This window comes from Mesorhizobium jarvisii, assembly GCF_003601985.1.
Taxonomy (GTDB): Bacteria; Pseudomonadota; Alphaproteobacteria; order Rhizobiales; family Rhizobiaceae; genus Mesorhizobium; species Mesorhizobium jarvisii.
In genome coordinates this window covers 104,026-123,408 of record NZ_QZXA01000009.1, presented here as the reverse complement: position 1 = coordinate 123,408, position 19,383 = coordinate 104,026, and the positions used below count along the sequence as shown (strand labels likewise).

Genomic DNA, 19,383 nt, shown 5'->3' with positions numbered 1-19,383 from the left:
TCAGTCGACCAGGATATGAATGGTGCCGGTCTTGGTCGCACCGCCCGAAGCAATGACCACCTTCACGCGGTCGCTGGCGAGACCGATTTTGTCCTGCACAGCCACGCCACCGGCCGCATAAAGCGCGGCGGCGCCCGCCTGGGTATGCGTCGGCGCGCGAGGATAGCGGACGGCGGAGGCATTTACGGCGGCTTCGGACCAGATGCTCTCACCGGTTGCTTCGGCGGTCACGGTGAAGCCGACACCGTTCGCAAAGTCGGTTTTCACGTACTGGATGCTGTGGATCTTGCCGGCGATACGCGGGCTGTAGGCCGTCGCGGCACCTCCGGCATCCGTGGTGATGGAAAGCTTGTAACGACGCATGGTCTTCTCCTCAGATCGACGCCGCAGCGCCAGATGACTGCCTACTTGGCCTTTGCTTTGGTCTTGCGACCGGTGATGACCTTGTTCGCCGGAGCGGCGCCTTCGGCCTTGTTTTCGGGGGCGGCTTCCGACTTCTCTTCAGCCGCCTCCAAAACCTCGAATTTGTCGGGATGCTGCTTGATCAGCTCCGCCCCATAGGCATCGCCGACCTCAAATTCCTCGCCGGGGCGAAGGCTGTCGGCCTTCACCGCGCTTATGCTGATCTGGTCGATTGACTTGAGTTTCATCGCTTGTCTCCTTCGGCTCATAGAGCGGGCGGCCGGAGCCGCCCGCCTTGATCAGCCGAACGATCAGGCAGCGAGCGCGGTGGCGAAGGCACCCTTGATGAAGCTCTCGGGGCGGTAGACCGCGAGAGCAAGGCGCTCCTCGGCACGGATGGTGACGAGGTTCTTGCGGAAGTTGTCGCTGTCTTCGGTGCTCAACTCGACGTTCGCATCCTCGCGATCGAAGATCTGGGCGCCGAGCTGGAACGCCCCAGTCAGGAATCGGTCGACCGTCATCGCCTGGGTTTCCACGACAGGCAGGCGCCACAGACGCGGCTCGGTGCCGTTCTGCGGGTTGGCGAAGAGATAGTCGCCAACGTCGGTCTTGGTCAGCTCGATGTCCGCCCAGTCGGACGGATGCAGAACGATGCCGTTGGCGGGATACTCGGCCAAGAACGCCTGCAGGATTGCCAGGCGGATGACATCGATCTTGGTCAGGTTGCCGGCGGCAGTCGGATTGATCGGCGCGGCATAGTTGGTGGCTTGGGTATAGATGCCGTTCAGATCGGTGCCGGTACCGCCCCCATTGAGGAGCTGGTTTTCCTCGACATACATCAGGCCATAACGCAGGCGTCCGTCGATATAGGACTGGAGCTGCGGCACGTCGTCGAGGATCTGCTTGGTGGCCAACACCCAGTGCGCGATCGTGGTGACCGAAGTCGTCATGATGTCGAACTTGATGTCGGACTGCGGCTTGGCACCGCCCGCCGTTTCGGAAACGGTCGCCGCCGCGTTGGTGAAGCCGGTTTCCTTCACGTACTGAATGGCGTTCTTGTCGGTGTTGCCGGGCGTGAGCAGATCACGAATCGTCATGCGACGCTGCGGCGGGGCGATGATGCCGGCGACGCGCTGCGGAACGATGAGATCGCCGGCGGAACCGTCGGCATCCGTGGTCAAAGCGGAGATGATCGCCTTGGTCGAAAAGCTGACGCTGCCCTTGGACTTCTTGGCGGCGAGGAATGCCTTGACCTCGTCATTCTCGGTGAACTGCTGGCCGAGAGACTTGCGGCGCTCCGGAGTGCCCGGCGTGCGCGCCATCTTCTGTTCGATCTCGGTCAGGCGAGCCGAAATCTCATTGTGCTTGATCAAGGCTTCATCAGCAGCCTTCTTGGTCTCTTCGGTGACCTTGCCGAGGTTCTTTATCTCGGTCGATGTCGTCTCGGCCTGTTTCTTGACGTCATCCGCCGCCTTCTTCAGGTCGACGGCGAGCGCAGCGAGATCGGCATCGCCGCCTTCGCTCGGAGGAGCAAAGCAAATGCGAGGGCCAAGCATGGAGCAAGCGAGCAGCGCAATGCCACCCGCCGCGACGCGGAGGTGATTATTCATGGAGATTGTCCTGTTCTAGAGGGTTTTGAACTGGTCGGTAGCTGCCCGCAGCGCCTTAAGCGCAGCGGTGGCTTTGCTGTTCGCCTCGCCCTCGGACTCACTCCGAATGGCTTTCGCATAGCCGACAGAGGCGATCTGTACGGCCATGGCTTTCGGGACCCCTGCTTCGCGCAAGATGTCCTCGAATTCTTTCACGGGCATGGGGTCGCCATCGCGGAGGCGGCGAGCGAATTCTTCCATGACTTCCGATTTCACGGATTCGACGCGTGCCCGGCGATTGGCCGGAAACGACACGATCGACACCTCGAGGAGGTCGAGCTTCACCAACTTGCGTGGTCCGCCATTCTCGGACGGCGTCGTATCGACCTCGCGGTACCCGATCGAAAGACCCTGTATGGCGCCGGCCTTCAACAGAATCTTGGCTTCGTCGGCCTTCTGGACACCGCCGAGCAGGCGACCCTTGCCCCACAGGCCTTTCTTGTCTTCGGCCATGTCTTCCCAAACGCCGATCGGCGTCCAAGGGTCGTGCTGCCAGAGCATGAGCGGCGAGCTGCCCTCGCGCTTGTGGCGCACAAGGCTCTCGACGAAGGCACCGGGCTCGACGCTCTCGTTGTAGCTGTCGCGAACCCCGAAGACGGACCCATACCCTTCGAACGTGCCGTCATCCGACACATCCTTGACCTGTAGCGGGAAATCCTTGGTTTTCATGGCCGTCTCCTAGATCGGTTCGCCAGGCGCGGGCTGAACGGCGCGCGGCGGGGTTTTGCCAAGCATGTTGAGAGGCAGGAGGTTTGACTGGACGGTGAGAACGTCGCCGCCGGGAAGCGGCGGATCGTTTTCCCGACGTCGCATCTCGTTGCGGGTTTTCAGACCGTTCTGAGCCTGCACGGAATAGAGCGCTGCGCGGCCCTGGCTGTCGGCACGCAACAAAGCGTCCACGTTGTGCTCGACGTAGAACTTCGACCGGTCGACGGCCGTCATAAGCTGCTTTTCAATCGCCTGCTCGACGCGCTGAAGTTCCGGTCCGAGGTAGAGCGTCAACCAAGCAAGATTGATCGATTCGACGCCGGTTCCCCACATCGTCTGGCCTTGGGCAGCATGGCCAATTAGGATCGGAAACACGCCAAACCATCGGCATATTTCCTCGACATGGAAGCCACGCGTCTCCAGGAGCTGCGCATCCTCCGGCTTCATGCTCAGCTCTTTGAAGCTGAAACCCGGCGGCAACGGCATGACCTTGCCGGCGCGCTCAGACCCGGAGAATTTATCAAACAGTTCGACCAGCTCTTCGCGCTGCTTCTGGTTGGTCTTGGCGTTCGGCTGATCTTCCGCAAAGCCGGAGACCTGCAAACCGTTTGCGAACGTACGCCCCGCGACTTCGTCCGCGGCAAGGGCTGTTCCCAAGGTCTGCCTTCCGTACGAGATCGGCGACAAACCAACCAGGCCACCGGTCCCGAAACTGCGAAGATGGAAAACCTTGTCTTCGCCCCAATCATGAAATCCAGTGACCGGATCATAGTACCTGTAACGTCGTGATCCGTCGGCGGCGCGATATGGATGCGTGTTGTCCGGGTGCATCGGGACCAGGGCAACCAGACGCTGCCCTATGTATACCTTCTCGGCATAGGCATTGCCGCGCAGGTCCATGCACGCGAACTGACCTTCCCAGAACTCCATCGCCGTCTGGTTGGCGTTGGGGCTGTCATGAAGGAGCGAGTAGAGCGGGTGATCGTCGATCACCAATCCCGAACCTCTGGTATGCACTTTTAGAGGCAGAGAGCCGCCAACACGGCTCTTAAGCCGAATGCAGGCCCATGCTGTTGCCAACTGGAGCACCGCATCCGGCGTCGTCGCTTTGCCGGCCCAGCTGTCGTGTGAACCGCGACGTGAGTTCTCGGGATCCTGCACCTTCAGTGCCGGCTTTGACCACCACATGGAAAGCCAGCTCATGCTGCCATCACTCCACCGCGCAGATATTCATCGAGGTCGACCGGCTCTTCCGCCGAGATGGCGAGGCCGCAAGCCATGATCGCTGCAACGATGCCGTCGATCTTTTCGGCGCTGCGCTTCTTCGTCGGGACGAAATTCAGATTTTCGTCGAAGCGCACAGCAGTGTTGCCGGCCATCCAGCGCATGACGGGGTTTCCTCCATGGTCCAGTTTCCCGAAGGAAACGAGGCTTTCGAAGAACTTGGTCGGCTCGCCGAGCGTCTGGTGTCCCTGACGCATCTTGAGGAACAGGTCCTCCGGCGCGCCGTCCTTCACCAGGTCCGTGTAGAGTTTGGTGGCGTTCCAGCTGTCGTAACCGATGGCGGCCACGTCGAACGCTTCCAGTCCTTCCAGAACAGCGCGCTTCACATAGTCCTGGTCGACATAGTCGCCAGGCGTCGGCGTGATGGCGCAGAGCTTTTGCCAGCGATCATAGGAAACACGATCGTTCTTGACGCGCCGCTTGATGCTTTCTTCCGGCACCCAGAAGCGACAGACGAGTTTCCATTTCGGGTTATCGCTGTCGGGCGGGAACGCCCAGACAAGCGCGGTGATGTCGTCGGTCGACGAGATGTCGAACGCTCCATAGCAGCGGCGCCCGGCAAGGCCGGCGGCGCGCATCTTCTCGCCGAAGTCTTCGCCTTCCTTGACGGCATACGCCTGCCATCCGGTCTTGTCGGCTGTGCAGGCGTCCCATTTCTTCAGGTTCAGCCAGCGGGTGACCGCGTCGATCCACTGGTTGAGGTGATAACAGCGGAAATGCGCTTCCGCGCGCGGGTTGTCGGCGGCAAGCGCGGCTTCGCGCCGGAGGAATTGCATTGTCGGCGAGATGCCGAGCGAAGGATTGGCCAGCGACCAAATGCTCTCGTCACGCCAGTCCGCCTCCTGGTCAACGGCGAAGATGACAACCAGCGAGGTCGGATCGTCGATACGCCCGTCGAGGATGGCGTTCGATTCCTCCCACAGCGCCCAGCCTGTCTGATTTGTCTTGAGGCCGGATGTCGACGCGTAGAGTTCGATCGGCTCGAGGCGGGCGCCAGTGCCCTGGCGCAGTGTGTTGGCAAGTTCGGCGGTGTGCCATTCGTGCATTTCGTCGCCGACGATGACCGTCGGCGAGCGGCCGTGCTTGCCTTCCGGCTTTCCCGACAGCAATTCGAACATGGCCCGGATTTTCGGGATCCATATCGATTTCTTGAACGCCTGCCCCTTGTCCGCCAGCGCCGGCGACATGGCCAGCATCGCCTTCATCTTGTCGAAGACGATCTTGCCCTGCTTTTCGTCGCGGGCGAAGGCGTAACCCTCGCCGCCCACGACGCCGTCGAGAATGAAGAACAGCAACGCAAGCGCCGCCAGGAATTCCGATTTGCCGTTCTTGCGCGGCACCCAGAGCAGGAGCCGGCGGAACAAACGAACCTGCTCGGTGTGCGGTGCCGACTGTTCGTCGTCGACGATCTCGACTGGTATCTTCCAGCCGACCAGCAGCCGGACAATGACTTCCTGCCAGAGCGTCAGCCGGAATGGCTTTCCGGCGAAACGGTCGAGCGTCAGCCGGAAGATGCGCGGGAACAGCGCAACTGCGGCGTCGGCCTTGCGTTCGTCAAACCAGGCGCCGGCCTGCGATGCCGCCCGGCGCCACTGGACCCTCGCCCATTCCCAACCGCGCGCCACGGCGTCGAGCACCCATTGCGGTTCCGGCCACAAAAGGTGACCGGCAGAGGCGGCGATCGCTGCAGCCGACGTCTCGGCAATCGGCATGTTCAGTTCGCACGGCCGGGAGGCGCGGAATCGAAGCCGGCGAGAAACCCGATCGGATCATCTTCCGGCGATGGGGTAGCGGTTGGCGTCGCGGCCGGCTGCGGCTGCTCGCTCTGGCTGTTGCGCTCGAACAACGGCAGGACGCCATGCGACAGCGCCTGATCGCGCATGATCTTGTAGCGCGTGTCCGGCCGCATGCCGAAGGCGGCTTCGGTCTCGCGCAGCATCTTCTCCAGGTCCTGGCAGGCCTGCCACGCCGGATGGCGCTTCTTGGTCGGCTCGCCGTTCGTGCCAACGGTGTCAAACCAGGTGCCTTCCTTCTGGACGGCGAGATCGGCGGCAATCCATTCGACGATGTAACGGCAGTAACGACCGAGCGGCACCGCATCGAGTTCGCTGACCAGGTTCAGCTTTGCCAGCCGCGGCGCGAGATCGTTCCAGATCTCGGTCGCCTTGCGGCTGCGCTTCAACCACTTCGGCGGACGGACATTGCCGATCACGATCGGCGACGGCGCTGCCGTCTTGGTTTCCGTACGGATCGCCTGCGCCGCCTTCTGCGACATGCGCTTGCCCGGTGCGCCTTTCAGCGCCTGCTGTTCAGCCGTCTCCGGCTTTCTGCCGCGCGCCATGATCGACCCTCCGGCCAGACTGGGGGCCTCCAACCCAGCCCGGAAAAAAACTTTCAGCGAATTTTGCGGCGATGCACGCTTGCACACCCACCGGTCTAGGCCCTCAGGGGTCCAGACTTTTGACCCGCCCCCCGTCCTGCCGCTCCTGCCGCTGCTTCTCGCTGGAATGGCAGCGCCACGGCGCCTGGTCGCAGAGGGATTGGAACGGTCCGTTCCAGAAGCGGTCGGGGTCGCCGCCATGTCGTTCGATATGGTCACAGACGGTCGCTGCGGTGATGCGACCGTGCTTCTTGCAGTTTCGGCAGAGCGGCTCTTCGGCCAGCTGATGAGCACGAAGCCTCTGCCACCGTGCGGTCTTGTACCATCGACGCCATGGCTGCTGATCACGGTCATGATCGTAGAGCCGTGCCGCATCCTCACGCGATGGAAGATGCGAGGGCCGAAAGGTCCTCGGCTTGTTGGCCATGATGTATGGAATCTTATCCATTGCGGGTAAGCTGGTTGCTTCCCCTGGGGCTGATGGCGCGGTCCACCTGTTCGGCGTGCGACTCTTTCAGCTCGTCCTGCGTGGGATTCGCTAATCCAGTTTCGTGACGTTGGCAAGATGGACGTCGAGAGGCACAGGCCGACCGAATACATTGGCCTCTACCTGCACGCGATGCCGGTCCCTCAGCATCAGCACCACAGTCTCGAAGCCTGCGAACGGGCCGCTATCGATCTCGACCCTATCGCCCTTCTTCAGCGCATTGGTAAGCACTGCGATGGCATCAGGGTCATTCTCAATACGTGCTTGAAACTTCACGATTTCCTGCTCGCCGACCGGGCTTGGATTGTCGCATCCACCGATTGGACCAAGCACGCCTTTGATGGTGCGCAGACCGGCCCATGCGACGGGGCAGGACACCACTTTGACGAAGATGTAGCCGGGGAAAGACGGCATGCGAACCGGCTCCAGAGACTGATGCTTGCGCCCACCGCGGCGCTTCGGTTCGGCTTCGGTCGCCAGCATGACGCGCTCGACATTCGCCTCATCCAGCAACTTATCCACAGCAATGTCGGCGCGATCCTCGACCCGCAGCACGTACCAGCGCGCCTCCGGACCGTCCTGACCAGCCGCGGCGAGCATTGCCTGCTCACGGCGCGACAGTGCGATTCGCTTGTCGCTCTTCTGCCAGGCGCGGTCGACGTTGATGACCTCGCCCGTCGAGCGATCCACCCAGACGTGTTCACGCTCACTCAGCCGCTTCACGTCCGCCCGCATCATGTTGTCCTCGCATCGCCTGTTCGAATTCCGCCAATCCATCCGGCCCGCCTGCCGGGAAGTAGGCGACGCGTCCCGGATCCGGCAGCCATGGCCAGCCACGCTGCTGGAAGCAGGCGCGCCAGTCGTTCCATTGCGAGGTGTCGACGGGGACCGCGATCATCTGGCCTTTGAGCGCGTGCCAGCGCTCGCCGAAGCGATGACCCTGGCCGCGCCTTGCCCGCTCGAACAAATGGAACAGGTCTGGCCAGCGCTGCTGGAACGCCGTGGCGTCCGGATTTGCTGGACCGCCCAGCATGTGCCCGACAACCCAAGCCATCCAGACCGGCCCGAAAGGCGGCGCATAGTCGTCGGCAACGGCTGGCGCCTTCGCCTTGGCCGGAAGCTTCTCCCAGCGCTTTTCCGACAGATAGACCGCGAAGGTGCAGATCACCGTGCGCCCGCCCACCTTGGCGCTGGCCACGTAGTCAGCCATGCGATCGGCGGCGGCGTCGCGTTCCTCGTCGGTCAGCTTGCGCGCCTCAGCCAGCGCTTTCGGGCCGCTGTCGCTGATGTAGCTCGGCCAGGCCGGATGCGTTTTCTTCAGCCAGCGCTCAAGCTGTTTTTCAATTTCCCGCGCACGCTCTCTCTCGACGTTAACAGGGGTCGTTAGAGAAGTGTCGTTAATAGGTGCCGGTCCTGGACCGGCAGGGGGTGCCGGTTCTGGACCGGCAGGGGGTGCCGATATACCGGCAGGGGTGCCGACTGGCCGGCAGGGTATTTCCGCCAAGGAATCAGCCGGTTCGTCGGCCTCTTTCACCAGCGCAAGATTGGGGTGCACCGGATCGAGGATGACGCGATACCAGTGCGCGCTGTCGCGGCCGGAGATCTCTTCCTGCTCGTGCTTTTCGAGGTAGCCGGCCTTCACCAGCCGCTCGACCGCCTCGAACACCGTCGAGCGCGCACAGCCCATCTCTTCCGACATTTTGACCTGGCTGCGCCGGCACCAGCCGAGATCGTCGGTATGACGCCCGAGCACGCAAAGCACCTGCAGATCGCGCGGCTTGAGCGACCTGTCGGTGGCGGCACGCGCGGGGATGATGGAAAGACGAGGACCGGTCATGCGGGTACCTTTTCGAGAATGTGGTAACCCTTTTGAGTCAGCCCGGCGAAACTCCAGCCAGCCTTGTAGAAGCAGAAACCCCACACCGGATGGCGGCGCACCATCGTCGGGGCGACGGCCTTCGGATTGACGAAGGTGAACAGCCGCGACGACGGCCAGCGCAGCCAAGCATGCTCCATGGCGGTCTTGAGCAAGTCGCTCGCTAGGTCGCCACCCTCGCGCCGAAAGATCGCGCACTCGACGCCCGTTTGCCCGTCGGCGCGATGCTGTTCCTTGCGCCACGCGCATAGCGAACGCGCATCTGCAGTGAGCAGCAGCAGTTTGTAGCCTGGGCCGATGATCAGTTCGTTTTGGCGCCCGCCACGGCGCGGCCGGTAGCTGTAGTGGCGCTTGAATAGATCGCGGGCCGTGGGGTTGCCATCCAGCACCTCAACCCAGCCTTCGCCTATGAGGAATGGTTGAAGATTCATCTCTGCGCCTTCAGCCATGCGGCGAAACTGGCGCGCAGGTCTTTCCATGCGTCGCCGGCTCGCCCGCCTTCGTTGAGTTCTTTCCGTGAGGTGATGCCGAGCAGCGAGCGCACCTTTTGCGCGGCGCGCTCATTGGTCAGCGGGCGTTCAAGCCCGTGTCGCTCTTCCAGAAACACCTTGAAGGCCGGCTCCTGGCACTTCATGGCGCACTCGGCGGCATAGTTCTTCGGATCGCTCGCCGCCGGCGGTTCAGCCTTGGCGTTGGAAACCGGCGGATCGCCGCGCAGGAGCCGGATCTCGTCGAAGGCCCGGCGCAGGAGATCGATCAGGAAACGCACCGCTTCGGGCGCATTGCAGGCGAATTCGATTTCCTCGACCGTGGCATCGTCGAAGCGCGCCAGCACGCAGCGCCCGCCGGCCGCCATGTCGTCGCGCGCCTCGATCAGGCCGCCATGCTCGTCATGCGCGCGCGTCCAGTCTGCCGGCGCGATCGCGTCGAGCGAGGCCTTTATTGCACGCAGCCTGGCGGCATCGGTGGACCGGGCAGCGGCGTTCATGGCATGCGCCCGTGTTTGCGCATGGCGCGGCCAAGCGCCGTCGCCGCCCGCTCCAGCGACTTGCGCGCCGTGATCTCGCCGACGCCATATTTCGCCTGCGCCAGCCTGTCGGCGGCACTGGCCACCTGCCGGCACGCCTCCATGATGTCTTCGTCGGCTTTGCTGGATTTCGGCCGCGCGAGCGAAACCGCCACGCGCTCGACTTCCGCAAGCAGCATCTCGCGAACCACAGGCACCAGCTTGCGGGCCAGGGGATCGGCATGGCGTCTCAGCGGCGCGGTCATGCGGCACCGCCATCGGCGATGTTGAGCAGCGTGGCGGTGATGCCGGACATCGGCATCGTGCCGGCGAGGTTGCCGCGATGGCGAGGCTTGCCCATCGTGTCGGCCAGCAAATCGAGATAGACGATGCCTTCATGGAAGGCGGCGCGGCGGCAATAGTCGGCGAAGGTCGAGCGCCAGCGCAGCAGCGTCAGCACCGGCGCTTCGAGCAAAACCGTGGCGCGCTCGTTGTCGCCTTCGGCATTGCGTATGAGCGCAATGAACGGATCGAGTGTGTTCCCGCTCATGCCTCCGCCCTCCGGCCGGTGAAAACGATTTGGACCGAGCCATTCATGCCTTCATTAGCGGCGATCGCTTGTGGCAGGCCCCGTTCCATGACCCGGCGAAGTTCCCTGCGGATGCGGCGCCGATCTTGCTCGGATTTCCAAGAAGCCTCGCTCATGTGCGAACTCCTGTTTCAGTGCTTTTCCCGTGAAACACCGCGCGCCCCGAAGGCCTTGCGCGCTTGCGCGGCTTCGGCGCGCCGAGCGGCGGGCGGTAGAAGGCGCGGGCATCGAGCCCGGCCCAGTCGCAGATGGCGAACACCTTGCCAGTGGCGATGTCCTGCCCGGCCATGACCCGCGACAGGTCCGGCGAGGTCACGCCGATCTCTTCGGCCAGTGCCCGCCAGCCGCGCCCGTCATATTCCAGCATCGGCCGCAACCTCCGGCCGAGCGCAGCCGTGTCATAGGCGGCTAGCGTGCCAGAGCGGATCGGCCGACCGCCCTCGCGTGCGGCGAGCTCATCGGCGCGATCGTCCAGGCCCATGCGCTTTTCCAGTGCCCTGCGCAGGCGCGCCATGGCGCGAAGGATGGAGGTGTCGGCGCTCATTCCGCCGCCTCCGCCGTCCCGGCATCCGCAATGCCCAGCATGTCGAACATGGTCGGGATGGCGCGCTTGGCTTCCGCCTCGCGGCAGTAGCGCTCACCGTCACGGAAATAGGTGGCCGACAGTTCGGAAGCCTGCCCCTTGCGGCCTTTCAGGATGGCGCGATAGGGCACCGTCATCAGCCCGCCGAACGGGTCATAGACGATGTCGCCGGGGTTGGAGTAGCGGTCGATCAGCCGGTCGACGATGTCGAACTGCAGCGGGCAGACGTGCTTTTCCAGATTGCGGAACGCCTGCTGACCGTTCAGCGTCAGCATGCGCACCACATCGGTCCAGATCGCCGGATGCTTCGATGGCGGGTCGAGCGTCATGTAGGTTTTCGACAGGCTGTCGCGTGCCGCCAGTTCCTCGCCCAGCTGCACATGCTTTTCGAAGTCGTAGATCGCTTCCTCGCTGACCTTCTGGAACAGCGCGCGCAGCGGCTTCGGCCCGAGCCGCACCAGCTCATCCGTGGTCAGCAGTCGCTCGCCAGACGACGGCCAGAAGGCGTGAGCGTCGAGCTGCCAGCGCGCCAGCGTATAGCCGCTGTCGGGCACCTGCGGACGCCGGTCGCCGTCGCTCCACCGTTCCGTGCCGTCGCCGGCGATCACCAGCGGCTTGGCATGCGTCACCGGTTCGTCTGCATAGCCGCGCGAAAGGTCGCTCTGCGGCCGGCGGAACAGCAGCACATATTCCGGACAGCCGACGCCCATCTTGGTGGCGTCCTTCATCATCTCGGAATAGGTCAGCCGATAGGTCTGGTTGTTCTCCTTCACCACGTCGGTGGCGATGGTGATCATGCCCATGTACTGAAAGCCGTGCTTGAGGTAGTGGAAGATCGCCTCGGCATGGAACGGCGAAACGGTCGGCACACCCTCTCCGGTCACCGAACCGAACAGCACCCTGTCTTTCACATGGATGCAAGCTAGCCGGCCTGGCTTCAGTATCCTCAGCAGCTCCGGCGTCAGGAAATCCATCTGCGCCCAGAAATGGGCGTTGTCGTCGGTGTGACCGAAATCGTTGTAGCTTGCCGTATACTCGTAGTGGTTGGCGAACGGGATCGAGGTGACGATCTCGCCAACGCTGGCGCTTTCCGTCCGCCGCGCTTCCAGCACCGCATCATTGTGGGCGATGACGAAACCTTCGCCGCGCTCCTCGTGCCGGCGCACGCCGATAGAGCGCGACAGAACGTCGTCGAGCGGCAGGCCATCCAGCCCATAGCGGCGGATGATCTCCGCCATGCGCGCCATCAGCCGCTCATGCTCGGCCCACTTGCCTTCGAGGTTGCGGCGCACTTCGCGCTCGGCCTCGGAATAGATGATGTCGATCCGGCATTCCTCAGCCTGGCCGAACCGCACGATGCGGTGCACCGCCTGGATGAAGTCATGGAACTTGAAGCCGACACCGACGAAGATTGCCCAGTGGCAATGCTTCTGGAAATTATTGCCGGCGCCCGACATTTCCGGCTTGGTGGCGAGATATTTGAACTTGCCATCCTTGAAGCCGATGGCGTTCTTTTCGTTCGCTTCCAGCCCCTGGGTGCCATAGATCGAGCGGACGCCAGGCACCGCCGCTTCGATCGCGCGGCGCTCATCCTCAAGGTCGTGCCACAGCAACGCATGCGACGCAGGATCCTCGGCGAGAAGCGCGCTCATCCTGTCGATTCGTGCGGCCAGGCTGTCGCGCTTGGCGGCGCTTGCCTGCGTCACGCCAAGCGCCGTGTTGCGGATCAGCAGGCCCTGCCCGTCGCGATCATAGCCCGCCGTCGAATGGTCGATCGGCACCTCGTGCCAGTTCACGCTCACCGCCGGCAGCACATAGCCTTCGTCGGAAAAGCCGAGATCGGCCGGCGATTGCAGGAACACCGCCCAGCTGTGCACCCACAGCCAGAACTCATCTTCCTTGTGCGGGAACAGCGTCAGGTCGCCCGCCGATTCCGAATTGCGCTGGAAGAAGCGCGTCAGCGCCTGGCCGGTGTCCATGATGCCGAGGAAGCCGGCATAGTGGATCAGTTCCTTGGTGCGGTTCGGCGACGGTGTGGCGGTGGCGACGAATTTGAAGCGCACCGCAGCGAAAAGCGGCAGGAACGTCTGGAAGGTTTTCGTGCCGTATCCGCGCAGCACCGCCGCCTCGTCCAGGCTGGCGGCAACGAAGCGGGCGACGTCGATCTTGCCGGCGAGCACGCTCTCGTAATTGGTCAGGTAGATCGTGTCGTCGCCCCCATCTTCCGTTGAGGGTATCTCGGCATCGCTGCGGATAAATTTCAGCTTCACCGCGCAGTCGCCGGCAAAACGCTCTTCCGCCTCGGCGAAGAATTCGTGCCTCACGCCGAGCGGAATGACGATCAGCCGCAAGCCCGGTGCGAATCTCCCGACCAGGCGCATCAGTTCGATCTGCATGAAGGTCTTGTGCAGGCCGAACGACGCGAAGATGGCGCGACTGCCGCCCTTCAGCGCCCAACGCACGATCGCCTGGCAATGCGGCGCCCCGGCCGGGTTGATGTCCTCCGGCGCAACATCGAAGCCGTCGGCTTTCGCCAGCTGCATCTTGCAGCGCAGGAAGTCGAGATAGAGATCGACGTCGACCGGATGGACAAGGGGCGCGTTCATGCCGGCACCGTCTTCGGCTCGGCCTCATAGCCCCACACGTCCCAGCCAGGCCGCGGCTCGCGCGCGTTCAACTCGATCTTCGCCGTGTTCGGCCAGTGCTTTTCGATCCACTCGGCGAAGACCGCCGGCTTGGCCGAGTGACGGCCGACATCGGCCATGACGGCCATGTCCTCAAACCAGCTTTCGAGCTGCTCGCCCATGGCCGGTGCGACAGGCTTGCCGCGCGTGGCGATCAGCAGCAGTTCATGCTTGCCGCGGTTCCAGTAGCCGGTGGAGATCTTGTTCTTCAGCCAGGCCCAGTGTGACACGTAGCGCGCATGCGCCTTGTTTGGCGCGAGGAAGCCGGTGTTCGCGTCGCGCTCGATCCACGCGAAGCCCCACGCGTCGAGCACGCAGATCGCCTCGACCAGCATGGGCACTGTTGCCCACATGAACAGCACGCAATCCTTGGCGGCGATGGCGCCGACGTCGCGGCGCATCAGCGTCAGGAGATCGCTGGTCGGATAGTGGTTGTACGCCGCCCGGTCCATGCCGGTTTCCAGCGAATAGGGATCGAACTTCCATTCCGGGTCGGCATAGATGACGCCGTATTTCTTGGCGGGCAGTTCCTTGTAGCCGGCGGCGAGAACGACTTCGCGCAGCGCGCGGCGTTCCTTTTTCGCGGCCTGCTCTTCGCCACGCAGTGTCTTGACGGCCGGCGCTATCGCCCGCTTCAGCGCGGTGCGCGTCGGCTCGTCGCCGCTGGCCAGAATATCGTCCAGGGCCTCGCGCACGATCGCCGGATCCCGGGCAATCGCCGCGCGCACCTGGCGGGCTTCGTGGATGTCCTTGCGACGGATGCCGAGTTCGGCTGAAGTCACCTTATTGTTCCGCTCCGGAACATTTACCGGCTTGCCGCGCTTGGCGACCTCGCCGCGTTCCTGCGCGGCATCGTATTCGTCGGCGAGCCGGCGCTTGGCCTGGCTTTCGATTTCCAGCGCGTCGGCCTGCACGCGATAGGTGGCGGCGACCAGTTCATCATGTGCGGCCTTGGCCTTGTGCAGCCGCGCCGCACGTTTGGCCAAGTCATAAACGACGCCGGCCTTGTCATGGGCGTCGAGCACTTCCGCCGCCGTCGTCGCGCGCGAAAGCGCCGCCGCCGCCTCCTTGACGAGAGACGGCAGCGGCTTGGCTGCGGCTATGGCGACAGCCTTTGGCATCAGGCCTCCGGCGCGCCTTCGAAGGCCGGCAGGCCGGTTTTGTCGGCGGCTTCCTTCAGATCGTAGCCGACCTGTTCGCGCAGGAAGAATTCCCAGCGGTAGAGCTGATAGAACCACTTCACGTCGCCCGACACGATACGATAACGCAGGCGGACAGGGATGCGCACGGCATCGCCGTCAACGAAGGCAGGCAATGCCACCATGAAGATGCCGGGAATGGTCACGACCTCGCCCTTGGAGTCCTTGTGCTCCTCCGAAAACTCGATCGTCCGCTCTCCGGTCTGCAGGCGGATGCCCTGTTTGACGCGGGCAGAGACAAACACTTCGAGGTGCCGCGACAACGCGATCAGTTCGGACGGCGTCGCGAACTTTTCCTTGAACAGAGGCTCATAGGTCGAGCGCTCTCCATCGGAAGGTGCCGCCAGTTCCGCCGCGTGCTCTTCGAGAAAGGCGGCAAAGAGATCCTGTTCCATCGGCTTGGCGTTGCCGTTGACCCAGGCCTTGAATTCCTCGGTCAGCGGAAAGGCATAGACGACGCGATGCGAGCGATTGCGCGCTGGCACGCCTTCCCTGTCATAATCGAGCACGGCGGTCAGCTTCGGGTCCGGCCAGACGGTCTTGCCGAAGAGGACGGAGTCCTCATCCTTATGCCTGTCGACAAGCGCAATGAAACTCGCCAGCGTCTCGACCGTGGCGGTGCCCTTGCGCCGGTCAGGCGCCTGGCGAAATTCTTCGATCAGAGGTTTGACGGACTTGAAGGACTGAGACTTGCGGTCGAAGGCAACGGGCAGATTGGTTGGCAGCCCAGCCGAAAGCCCGGTGGTTTCGATCAGAAGCAGGAACGGATCAACCGCTTCGGTGGCCAGTGTCTTGATCAGATCGATGCCGTGCGCATCGAGCGACGTGTCTTTATCGGGCATGGGGTTTTCCTTTCAAGGATTGAGGGAGTTGGTCAGGACGCCGCGGCTTCCTCGTCATCGTCTTCATCCTCGCTGTCGCGCGAGGCGGCCGCGCGCGGCGCGCGGAACATGTCGATCTGGTTGGGGTGCTCGACCGAAAGCTGGCCGTCGACAGCCCAGAAAGGCGTCTTCATGAACTTGACGGTGTCGGGCAGCTTCGACTTGGCGTCGGCCTTGATGTCGATACGGCCAAGTTCGTAGTCGAGCGTGATCTTGACGATAATCTCGGCCTTGCACTTGTCGGCCGGGCACTGCTCGACCGCTAGGATCGCTTCGTCCAGGAGCTTGTCGCAGTGGCGCGAGAAATCGCCACGCGACAGCAGGCCAAGCATTTCACGGAAGGTGCGGAGCACGCGGCTCATGGGCTTTCTCCAGAGGGTTGTGGCGAGGCTTCACCCTCGCCGGGGACGCGGTAGATGGCGGGGCGAAGGCCTGACGACGGAGCGACGATTTCAATCGTGCCGGCGGCGACGAGACGTTCGATCAGGAGTTCCACGCGGGGCACGCCGACGTCGGCGGCGAGATCCTTCAGCGAGCGTTGCACAAGGCCGTTGCGGGCGTGCGTCGACAGCGAGAGCCACAGATTCGCGGCCTGGATCGTCACGTTGTGGCGCCTGGCGAAGCTCGGCGCATCGAACCGTGTGGGTTGCGCCGCGAGGCTGGCGGGAGCGACATCGAGGATGGTCTCGAAATGCCGCTGCACGAAGCTGTTGACGCTCATGCCGGCCTTGCGCGCGGCGGACGCTATCTTGAGGTTCGTCAGCCGATCGCACTTGACCGAGAACCGGTAGAAACTGTCGGCGCGTTCTTCAGGATCGCGAAGAGCCAGACTGGCCATTACTCGCCTCCCACCACCTTCAGCCCGCCGCTGGCGCGCGCACCCGCGAGGATCTTGCGGTATTCGGCAGTGCCGGCCTCGACCTTGGACAGGGCGCGGTCTATCCGCTGGCTTTCGGCTGGTGTCAGCAGGCCGTCGGCGAAGGCAAGCGCGCCTTCCGACATCAGCTCGCCCATGCGCACGACTGTCTCGGCATGGGCCGACATCACGTTGCCGTTGACGGGCGTCGCCTCATCTTCGGCGAAGCGGCGTCCGCGCGCCGAAGCGATAGCCTCGCTGAGGTCGAAGCGCCCCGTCTCTTCCTCCAGCGCGAAGATCGCCGGCAGTTCCATGAGTTCGGGACTGTCCGGATTGTACCAGCGGCCGACCACGCTCTTGGAGTAGGAGCAGACGGCGGCGGCGCGCTCGATCCCGCCGGCGGCGGCGATCAGGTCGCGCTGCTTGGCCTTGATCAGGAAGTGGCGGGCATTGGCATTCGGAACCATCGTTGGCCTCCTCAGACGCAAAAGGTTTCCCGCGCCGGGAAATCCCGGCGTCGTTTCCCGTGGCGGGAAAGGGGTTTTGGATTCAGTGTGCGGGCGTCACTTCATGGAGGCCCGCAAGCAGATGCACTCATGGTCCGCCGCTCCGGAATCGGTTTGCCGCCAGGCGCGCATGCGCGGGTACGTCGGCCAGTTCGTCGCCAAGATCGGCGACGGCGCGAGCCAACACACCCGCCCCGATCGCCGTGGCGTATTCGGTCAGCGCCAGCGCGACGGCGCGTTCATTGGTGCAGCGCTCATAGGCCGCGATCGCACGAACCAGCACCATCACATGGTCGCGCAGCAGGACCGCGTTGCTTGTGTGGGAAAGCGCGCCGGCCGAAGAGGCAGCAACTGCCGGCGCGCTGTCCTGACCGGAGGGATGGGCAACCGGGCAGGATTCGGTGAAGCAAGAAAAAGCCGCCGAGGCCTTGAGGTGCGAAGCCTCGGCGGCAGCAACTGCGCGGTCAGGCTCTTGGGGAACCGGCGCAGCGGGGAATTCATAATCAGCGGCGCCGACCTGGCGCGGCACAAGGCGGTCGGTGAAGCCGACGCCGGCAAGGCGGGCGCCACGATCGGCGAGATGCGGGCAAGCGAGGCGCGTCTTGATCATGCGGCCTCCGAAATCGGTCGCGTGACGCCATCCGGCCAGGCCAAATCAGCGGGCCAGTTGTTTGAGAACCAGAGCATCGCCGCTTCGAACCGACTTGTGGTCAAATCAGCGGTGCCCTGCAGTCTGTCGAGAACCTTTCCATCTCCAAAGACGATGGTCGACACGCGAGAGAGGCTTAAGCCTTTCTCCGCGGCGTAGGTCGTTGCGACTTTTACGAGATGGTCCTTGAGCGTCATGGCGCATAGGAATGAGATATGTTTACCGCATTGTCAACGATAAACTTACCGCTAACGGCCTCCAATATCTCGCGGTTAGATTACCGCATGAGCACGGACACGACATCTCCGCTCGCAGAGCGAATTCTCAGACGCTTGGAAGCGACAGGAAAATCAATGCGTTCGGCATCGCTTGAGGTTGGCAGCGACGCCCTGATCCGGAATATCATGACAGGGAAGTCGAAATCTCCGCGCGCAGAAAACCTCGAAGGCATCGCCAAGGCGTTGGGCACCACGGCAATCTGGTTGTTGACTGGCGAGGGACCGGAATCAGTCGGCGAGGACAGCCGAGCACAGGGCTTCCAGCCACTGATAATTCCCGGCAAGGAACTCGTTGGTGACCGAAACTTTCCAGTCTATGCAGCAGCAAGAGGCGGGAACGAAGGTCACCAGATCATCACGTTCGAAGCCATTGAGTATGTGAAACGGCCGGCCTTCCTCGAAAATGTGAAAGCGGCCTATGGCGTGTATGTCGTCGGGGAATCCATGCTTCCAGCATTCGAGCCCGGCGATATGGCACTAGTGCACCCGCATTTGCCTCCCGCAAGGGACAGAAACGTGGTTCTTTACCACGTTCCGCCCGTCGCAGAAGCAGAGGCAATGATCAAGCGCCTGGTGCGGTTCGACGATCGTGACTGGCACCTTCGCCAGTACAATCCTCCTGAGGGCGAGGAACGGGATTTCACCGTATCCCGCGCCGACTGGACCGTCTGTCACCGGATTGTAGGCAAGTACGAAGCCCGCTAGCTGGCTAGCGGCATCTCCCGGACTTCATCCGGAACGTCGCCAAGAGCGGCAATCAGCATCGCCTCGCCGAACTCTCCGGTATTGGCATCGCCTTCACGCTTAAAGGCGACAACGAGCGCCTTTGATGCCGCAAGCCTCTCCGCCATTCGCCTTGCGTGACTTGTATTCTGGGCTTGGACAGGAATGTCGGGGCGAAGCCCGCCCCTGTCGCCTCGCGTGAAACTCTGAACTACAAAAAACGCGCTCATTCCAAGCTCCCTGGTGCTCTTGTTATACGCGACAGTCTGACTCACTTACGAGAACGTATCAAGAACGATTTGATTCGTTCCTGCACGGCGACGGCTAAGATATTTATACCGCATCACTCTTGACGCGGTATTTTTATCGCGGTAGCGTCCGCCTCCAATCGCAATCCCGCGATGGAGGCAAGATCCATGATCACCACACAGCAGCGCCCGGCGCCGACCATTCCCACCGCCGTCATCACTAGCATCGTCGAGCGCATGGCCGACACGATGCTGGAAATGGGCATGAACGGCACGGCGGTTACCGCCGACAGCCTGGCCGAGCATTCGAACTTCACCCGCGCGCAGATCGAGGAGCACGGCCCCGAAGCCGCCGACCTTGCCAAGGCTCGCGCCGTACATCATCAGGGCTGACT

General features: G+C 63.1%; 27 protein-coding genes. 2 read left to right on the top strand and 25 right to left on the bottom strand.

Annotated features, from left to right (window positions below):
* The 24 genes from D3242_RS22840 to D3242_RS22730 form a co-directional block, all read right to left on the bottom strand.
* Positions 1-363, bottom strand: coding sequence for a hypothetical protein (locus tag D3242_RS22840; RefSeq protein WP_064982661.1), 363 nt, complete (start codon positions 361-363; stop codon positions 1-3).
* A gap of 41 nt (positions 364-404) precedes the next feature.
* Complete coding sequence (locus D3242_RS22835) at positions 405-650, bottom strand: hypothetical protein (RefSeq protein WP_064982659.1); 246 nt, start codon at positions 648-650, stop codon at positions 405-407.
* A gap of 63 nt (positions 651-713) precedes the next feature.
* On the bottom strand, positions 714-2,012 hold the full coding sequence (locus D3242_RS22830) for a phage major capsid protein (protein ID WP_081296001.1): 1,299 nt from the start codon (positions 2,010-2,012) through the stop codon (positions 714-716).
* A 15-nt stretch (positions 2,013-2,027) separates the two neighbouring features.
* Complete coding sequence (locus D3242_RS22825) at positions 2,028-2,720, bottom strand: HK97 family phage prohead protease (protein ID WP_064982658.1); 693 nt, start codon at positions 2,718-2,720, stop codon at positions 2,028-2,030.
* Between the two features lie 9 nt (positions 2,721-2,729).
* Positions 2,730-3,962 (bottom strand): phage portal protein, encoded by a 1,233-nt coding sequence (locus D3242_RS22820; protein WP_081296000.1) that lies wholly within the window; start codon positions 3,960-3,962, stop codon positions 2,730-2,732.
* Positions 3,959-5,755, bottom strand: a complete 1,797-nt coding sequence (locus tag D3242_RS22815; protein ID WP_081295999.1) for a terminase large subunit — start codon at positions 5,753-5,755, stop codon at positions 3,959-3,961. The genes D3242_RS22820 and D3242_RS22815 overlap by 4 nt, the downstream gene beginning before the upstream one ends.
* A 2-nt stretch (positions 5,756-5,757) precedes the next feature.
* Positions 5,758-6,384: a phage terminase small subunit P27 family gene (locus D3242_RS22810; RefSeq protein ID WP_064982654.1), complete on the bottom strand. Its 627-nt coding sequence runs from the start codon at positions 6,382-6,384 to the stop codon at positions 5,758-5,760.
* A gap of 103 nt (positions 6,385-6,487) precedes the next feature.
* Positions 6,488-6,850 carry a hypothetical protein gene (locus D3242_RS22805; RefSeq protein WP_064983516.1) on the bottom strand — a complete coding sequence of 121 codons (363 nt, stop codon included), beginning with the start codon at positions 6,848-6,850 and terminating at the stop codon, positions 6,488-6,490.
* A gap of 111 nt (positions 6,851-6,961) precedes the next feature.
* Positions 6,962-7,648, bottom strand: coding sequence for a transcription termination/antitermination protein NusG (gene nusG, locus D3242_RS22800; protein ID WP_223217743.1), 687 nt, complete (start codon positions 7,646-7,648; stop codon positions 6,962-6,964).
* A complete protein-coding gene (locus D3242_RS22795; RefSeq protein ID WP_064982652.1) occupies positions 7,617-8,747 on the bottom strand; it encodes a helix-turn-helix domain-containing protein in 1,131 nt (376 codons plus the stop codon). The genes nusG and D3242_RS22795 overlap by 32 nt, the downstream gene beginning before the upstream one ends.
* Positions 8,744-9,217, bottom strand: a complete 474-nt coding sequence (locus D3242_RS22790) for a hypothetical protein (protein WP_064982650.1) — start codon at positions 9,215-9,217, stop codon at positions 8,744-8,746. Before D3242_RS22790 ends, D3242_RS22795 begins: the two co-directional genes overlap by 4 nt.
* Positions 9,214-9,774: a hypothetical protein gene (locus tag D3242_RS22785; RefSeq protein WP_064982647.1), complete on the bottom strand. Its 561-nt coding sequence runs from the start codon at positions 9,772-9,774 to the stop codon at positions 9,214-9,216. The genes D3242_RS22790 and D3242_RS22785 overlap by 4 nt, the downstream gene beginning before the upstream one ends.
* Positions 9,771-10,058, bottom strand: coding sequence for a hypothetical protein (locus D3242_RS22780; RefSeq protein ID WP_064982646.1), 288 nt, complete (start codon positions 10,056-10,058; stop codon positions 9,771-9,773). Before D3242_RS22780 ends, D3242_RS22785 begins: the two co-directional genes overlap by 4 nt.
* Positions 10,055-10,342 (bottom strand): hypothetical protein, encoded by a 288-nt coding sequence (locus D3242_RS22775; RefSeq protein WP_064982644.1) that lies wholly within the window; start codon positions 10,340-10,342, stop codon positions 10,055-10,057. The genes D3242_RS22780 and D3242_RS22775 overlap by 4 nt, the downstream gene beginning before the upstream one ends.
* Positions 10,339-10,497 carry a hypothetical protein gene (locus D3242_RS33615; RefSeq protein WP_167470450.1) on the bottom strand — a complete coding sequence of 53 codons (159 nt, stop codon included), beginning with the start codon at positions 10,495-10,497 and terminating at the stop codon, positions 10,339-10,341. Before D3242_RS33615 ends, D3242_RS22775 begins: the two co-directional genes overlap by 4 nt.
* Complete coding sequence (locus D3242_RS22770; RefSeq protein ID WP_064982642.1) at positions 10,494-10,925, bottom strand: hypothetical protein; 432 nt, start codon at positions 10,923-10,925, stop codon at positions 10,494-10,496. The genes D3242_RS33615 and D3242_RS22770 overlap by 4 nt, the downstream gene beginning before the upstream one ends.
* A complete protein-coding gene (locus D3242_RS22765; RefSeq protein ID WP_064982640.1) occupies positions 10,922-13,570 on the bottom strand; it encodes a DNA methyltransferase in 2,649 nt (882 codons plus the stop codon). Before D3242_RS22765 ends, D3242_RS22770 begins: the two co-directional genes overlap by 4 nt.
* A complete protein-coding gene (locus D3242_RS22760; RefSeq protein ID WP_064982638.1) occupies positions 13,567-14,769 on the bottom strand; it encodes an MT-A70 family methyltransferase in 1,203 nt (400 codons plus the stop codon). The genes D3242_RS22765 and D3242_RS22760 overlap by 4 nt, the downstream gene beginning before the upstream one ends.
* A complete protein-coding gene (locus tag D3242_RS22755; RefSeq protein WP_064982636.1) occupies positions 14,769-15,689 on the bottom strand; it encodes a DUF2303 family protein in 921 nt (306 codons plus the stop codon). The genes D3242_RS22760 and D3242_RS22755 overlap by 1 nt, the downstream gene beginning before the upstream one ends.
* 32 nt (positions 15,690-15,721) lie before the next feature.
* Positions 15,722-16,090 carry a hypothetical protein gene (locus tag D3242_RS22750; protein ID WP_120145524.1) on the bottom strand — a complete coding sequence of 123 codons (369 nt, stop codon included), beginning with the start codon at positions 16,088-16,090 and terminating at the stop codon, positions 15,722-15,724.
* Positions 16,087-16,566, bottom strand: a complete 480-nt coding sequence (locus D3242_RS22745) for a hypothetical protein (RefSeq protein ID WP_064982633.1) — start codon at positions 16,564-16,566, stop codon at positions 16,087-16,089. Before D3242_RS22745 ends, D3242_RS22750 begins: the two co-directional genes overlap by 4 nt.
* Positions 16,566-17,051, bottom strand: coding sequence for a hypothetical protein (locus D3242_RS22740; protein ID WP_044550287.1), 486 nt, complete (start codon positions 17,049-17,051; stop codon positions 16,566-16,568). Before D3242_RS22740 ends, D3242_RS22745 begins: the two co-directional genes overlap by 1 nt.
* Positions 17,052-17,178: 127 nt before the next feature.
* On the bottom strand, positions 17,179-17,700 hold the full coding sequence (locus D3242_RS22735) for a hypothetical protein (protein ID WP_064982631.1): 522 nt from the start codon (positions 17,698-17,700) through the stop codon (positions 17,179-17,181).
* Positions 17,697-17,936, bottom strand: a complete 240-nt coding sequence (locus tag D3242_RS22730) for a hypothetical protein (RefSeq protein WP_064982629.1) — start codon at positions 17,934-17,936, stop codon at positions 17,697-17,699. The genes D3242_RS22735 and D3242_RS22730 overlap by 4 nt, the downstream gene beginning before the upstream one ends.
* Positions 17,937-18,092: 156 nt before the next feature.
* Here D3242_RS22730 and D3242_RS22725 point away from each other — a divergent pair, with 156 nt between their 5' ends.
* Positions 18,093-18,722 carry a S24 family peptidase gene (locus D3242_RS22725; RefSeq protein WP_064982627.1) on the top strand — a complete coding sequence of 210 codons (630 nt, stop codon included), beginning with the start codon at positions 18,093-18,095 and terminating at the stop codon, positions 18,720-18,722.
* Here the strand turns inward: D3242_RS22725 and D3242_RS22720 are convergent.
* Positions 18,719-18,970: a hypothetical protein gene (locus tag D3242_RS22720; protein WP_064983512.1), complete on the bottom strand. Its 252-nt coding sequence runs from the start codon at positions 18,968-18,970 to the stop codon at positions 18,719-18,721. The genes D3242_RS22725 and D3242_RS22720 overlap by 4 nt on opposite strands.
* Before the next feature lie 186 nt (positions 18,971-19,156).
* Here D3242_RS22720 and D3242_RS22715 point away from each other — a divergent pair, with 186 nt between their 5' ends.
* Positions 19,157-19,381: a hypothetical protein gene (locus D3242_RS22715; RefSeq protein WP_064982625.1), complete on the top strand. Its 225-nt coding sequence runs from the start codon at positions 19,157-19,159 to the stop codon at positions 19,379-19,381.
* Positions 19,382-19,383 lie beyond the last annotated feature (2 nt).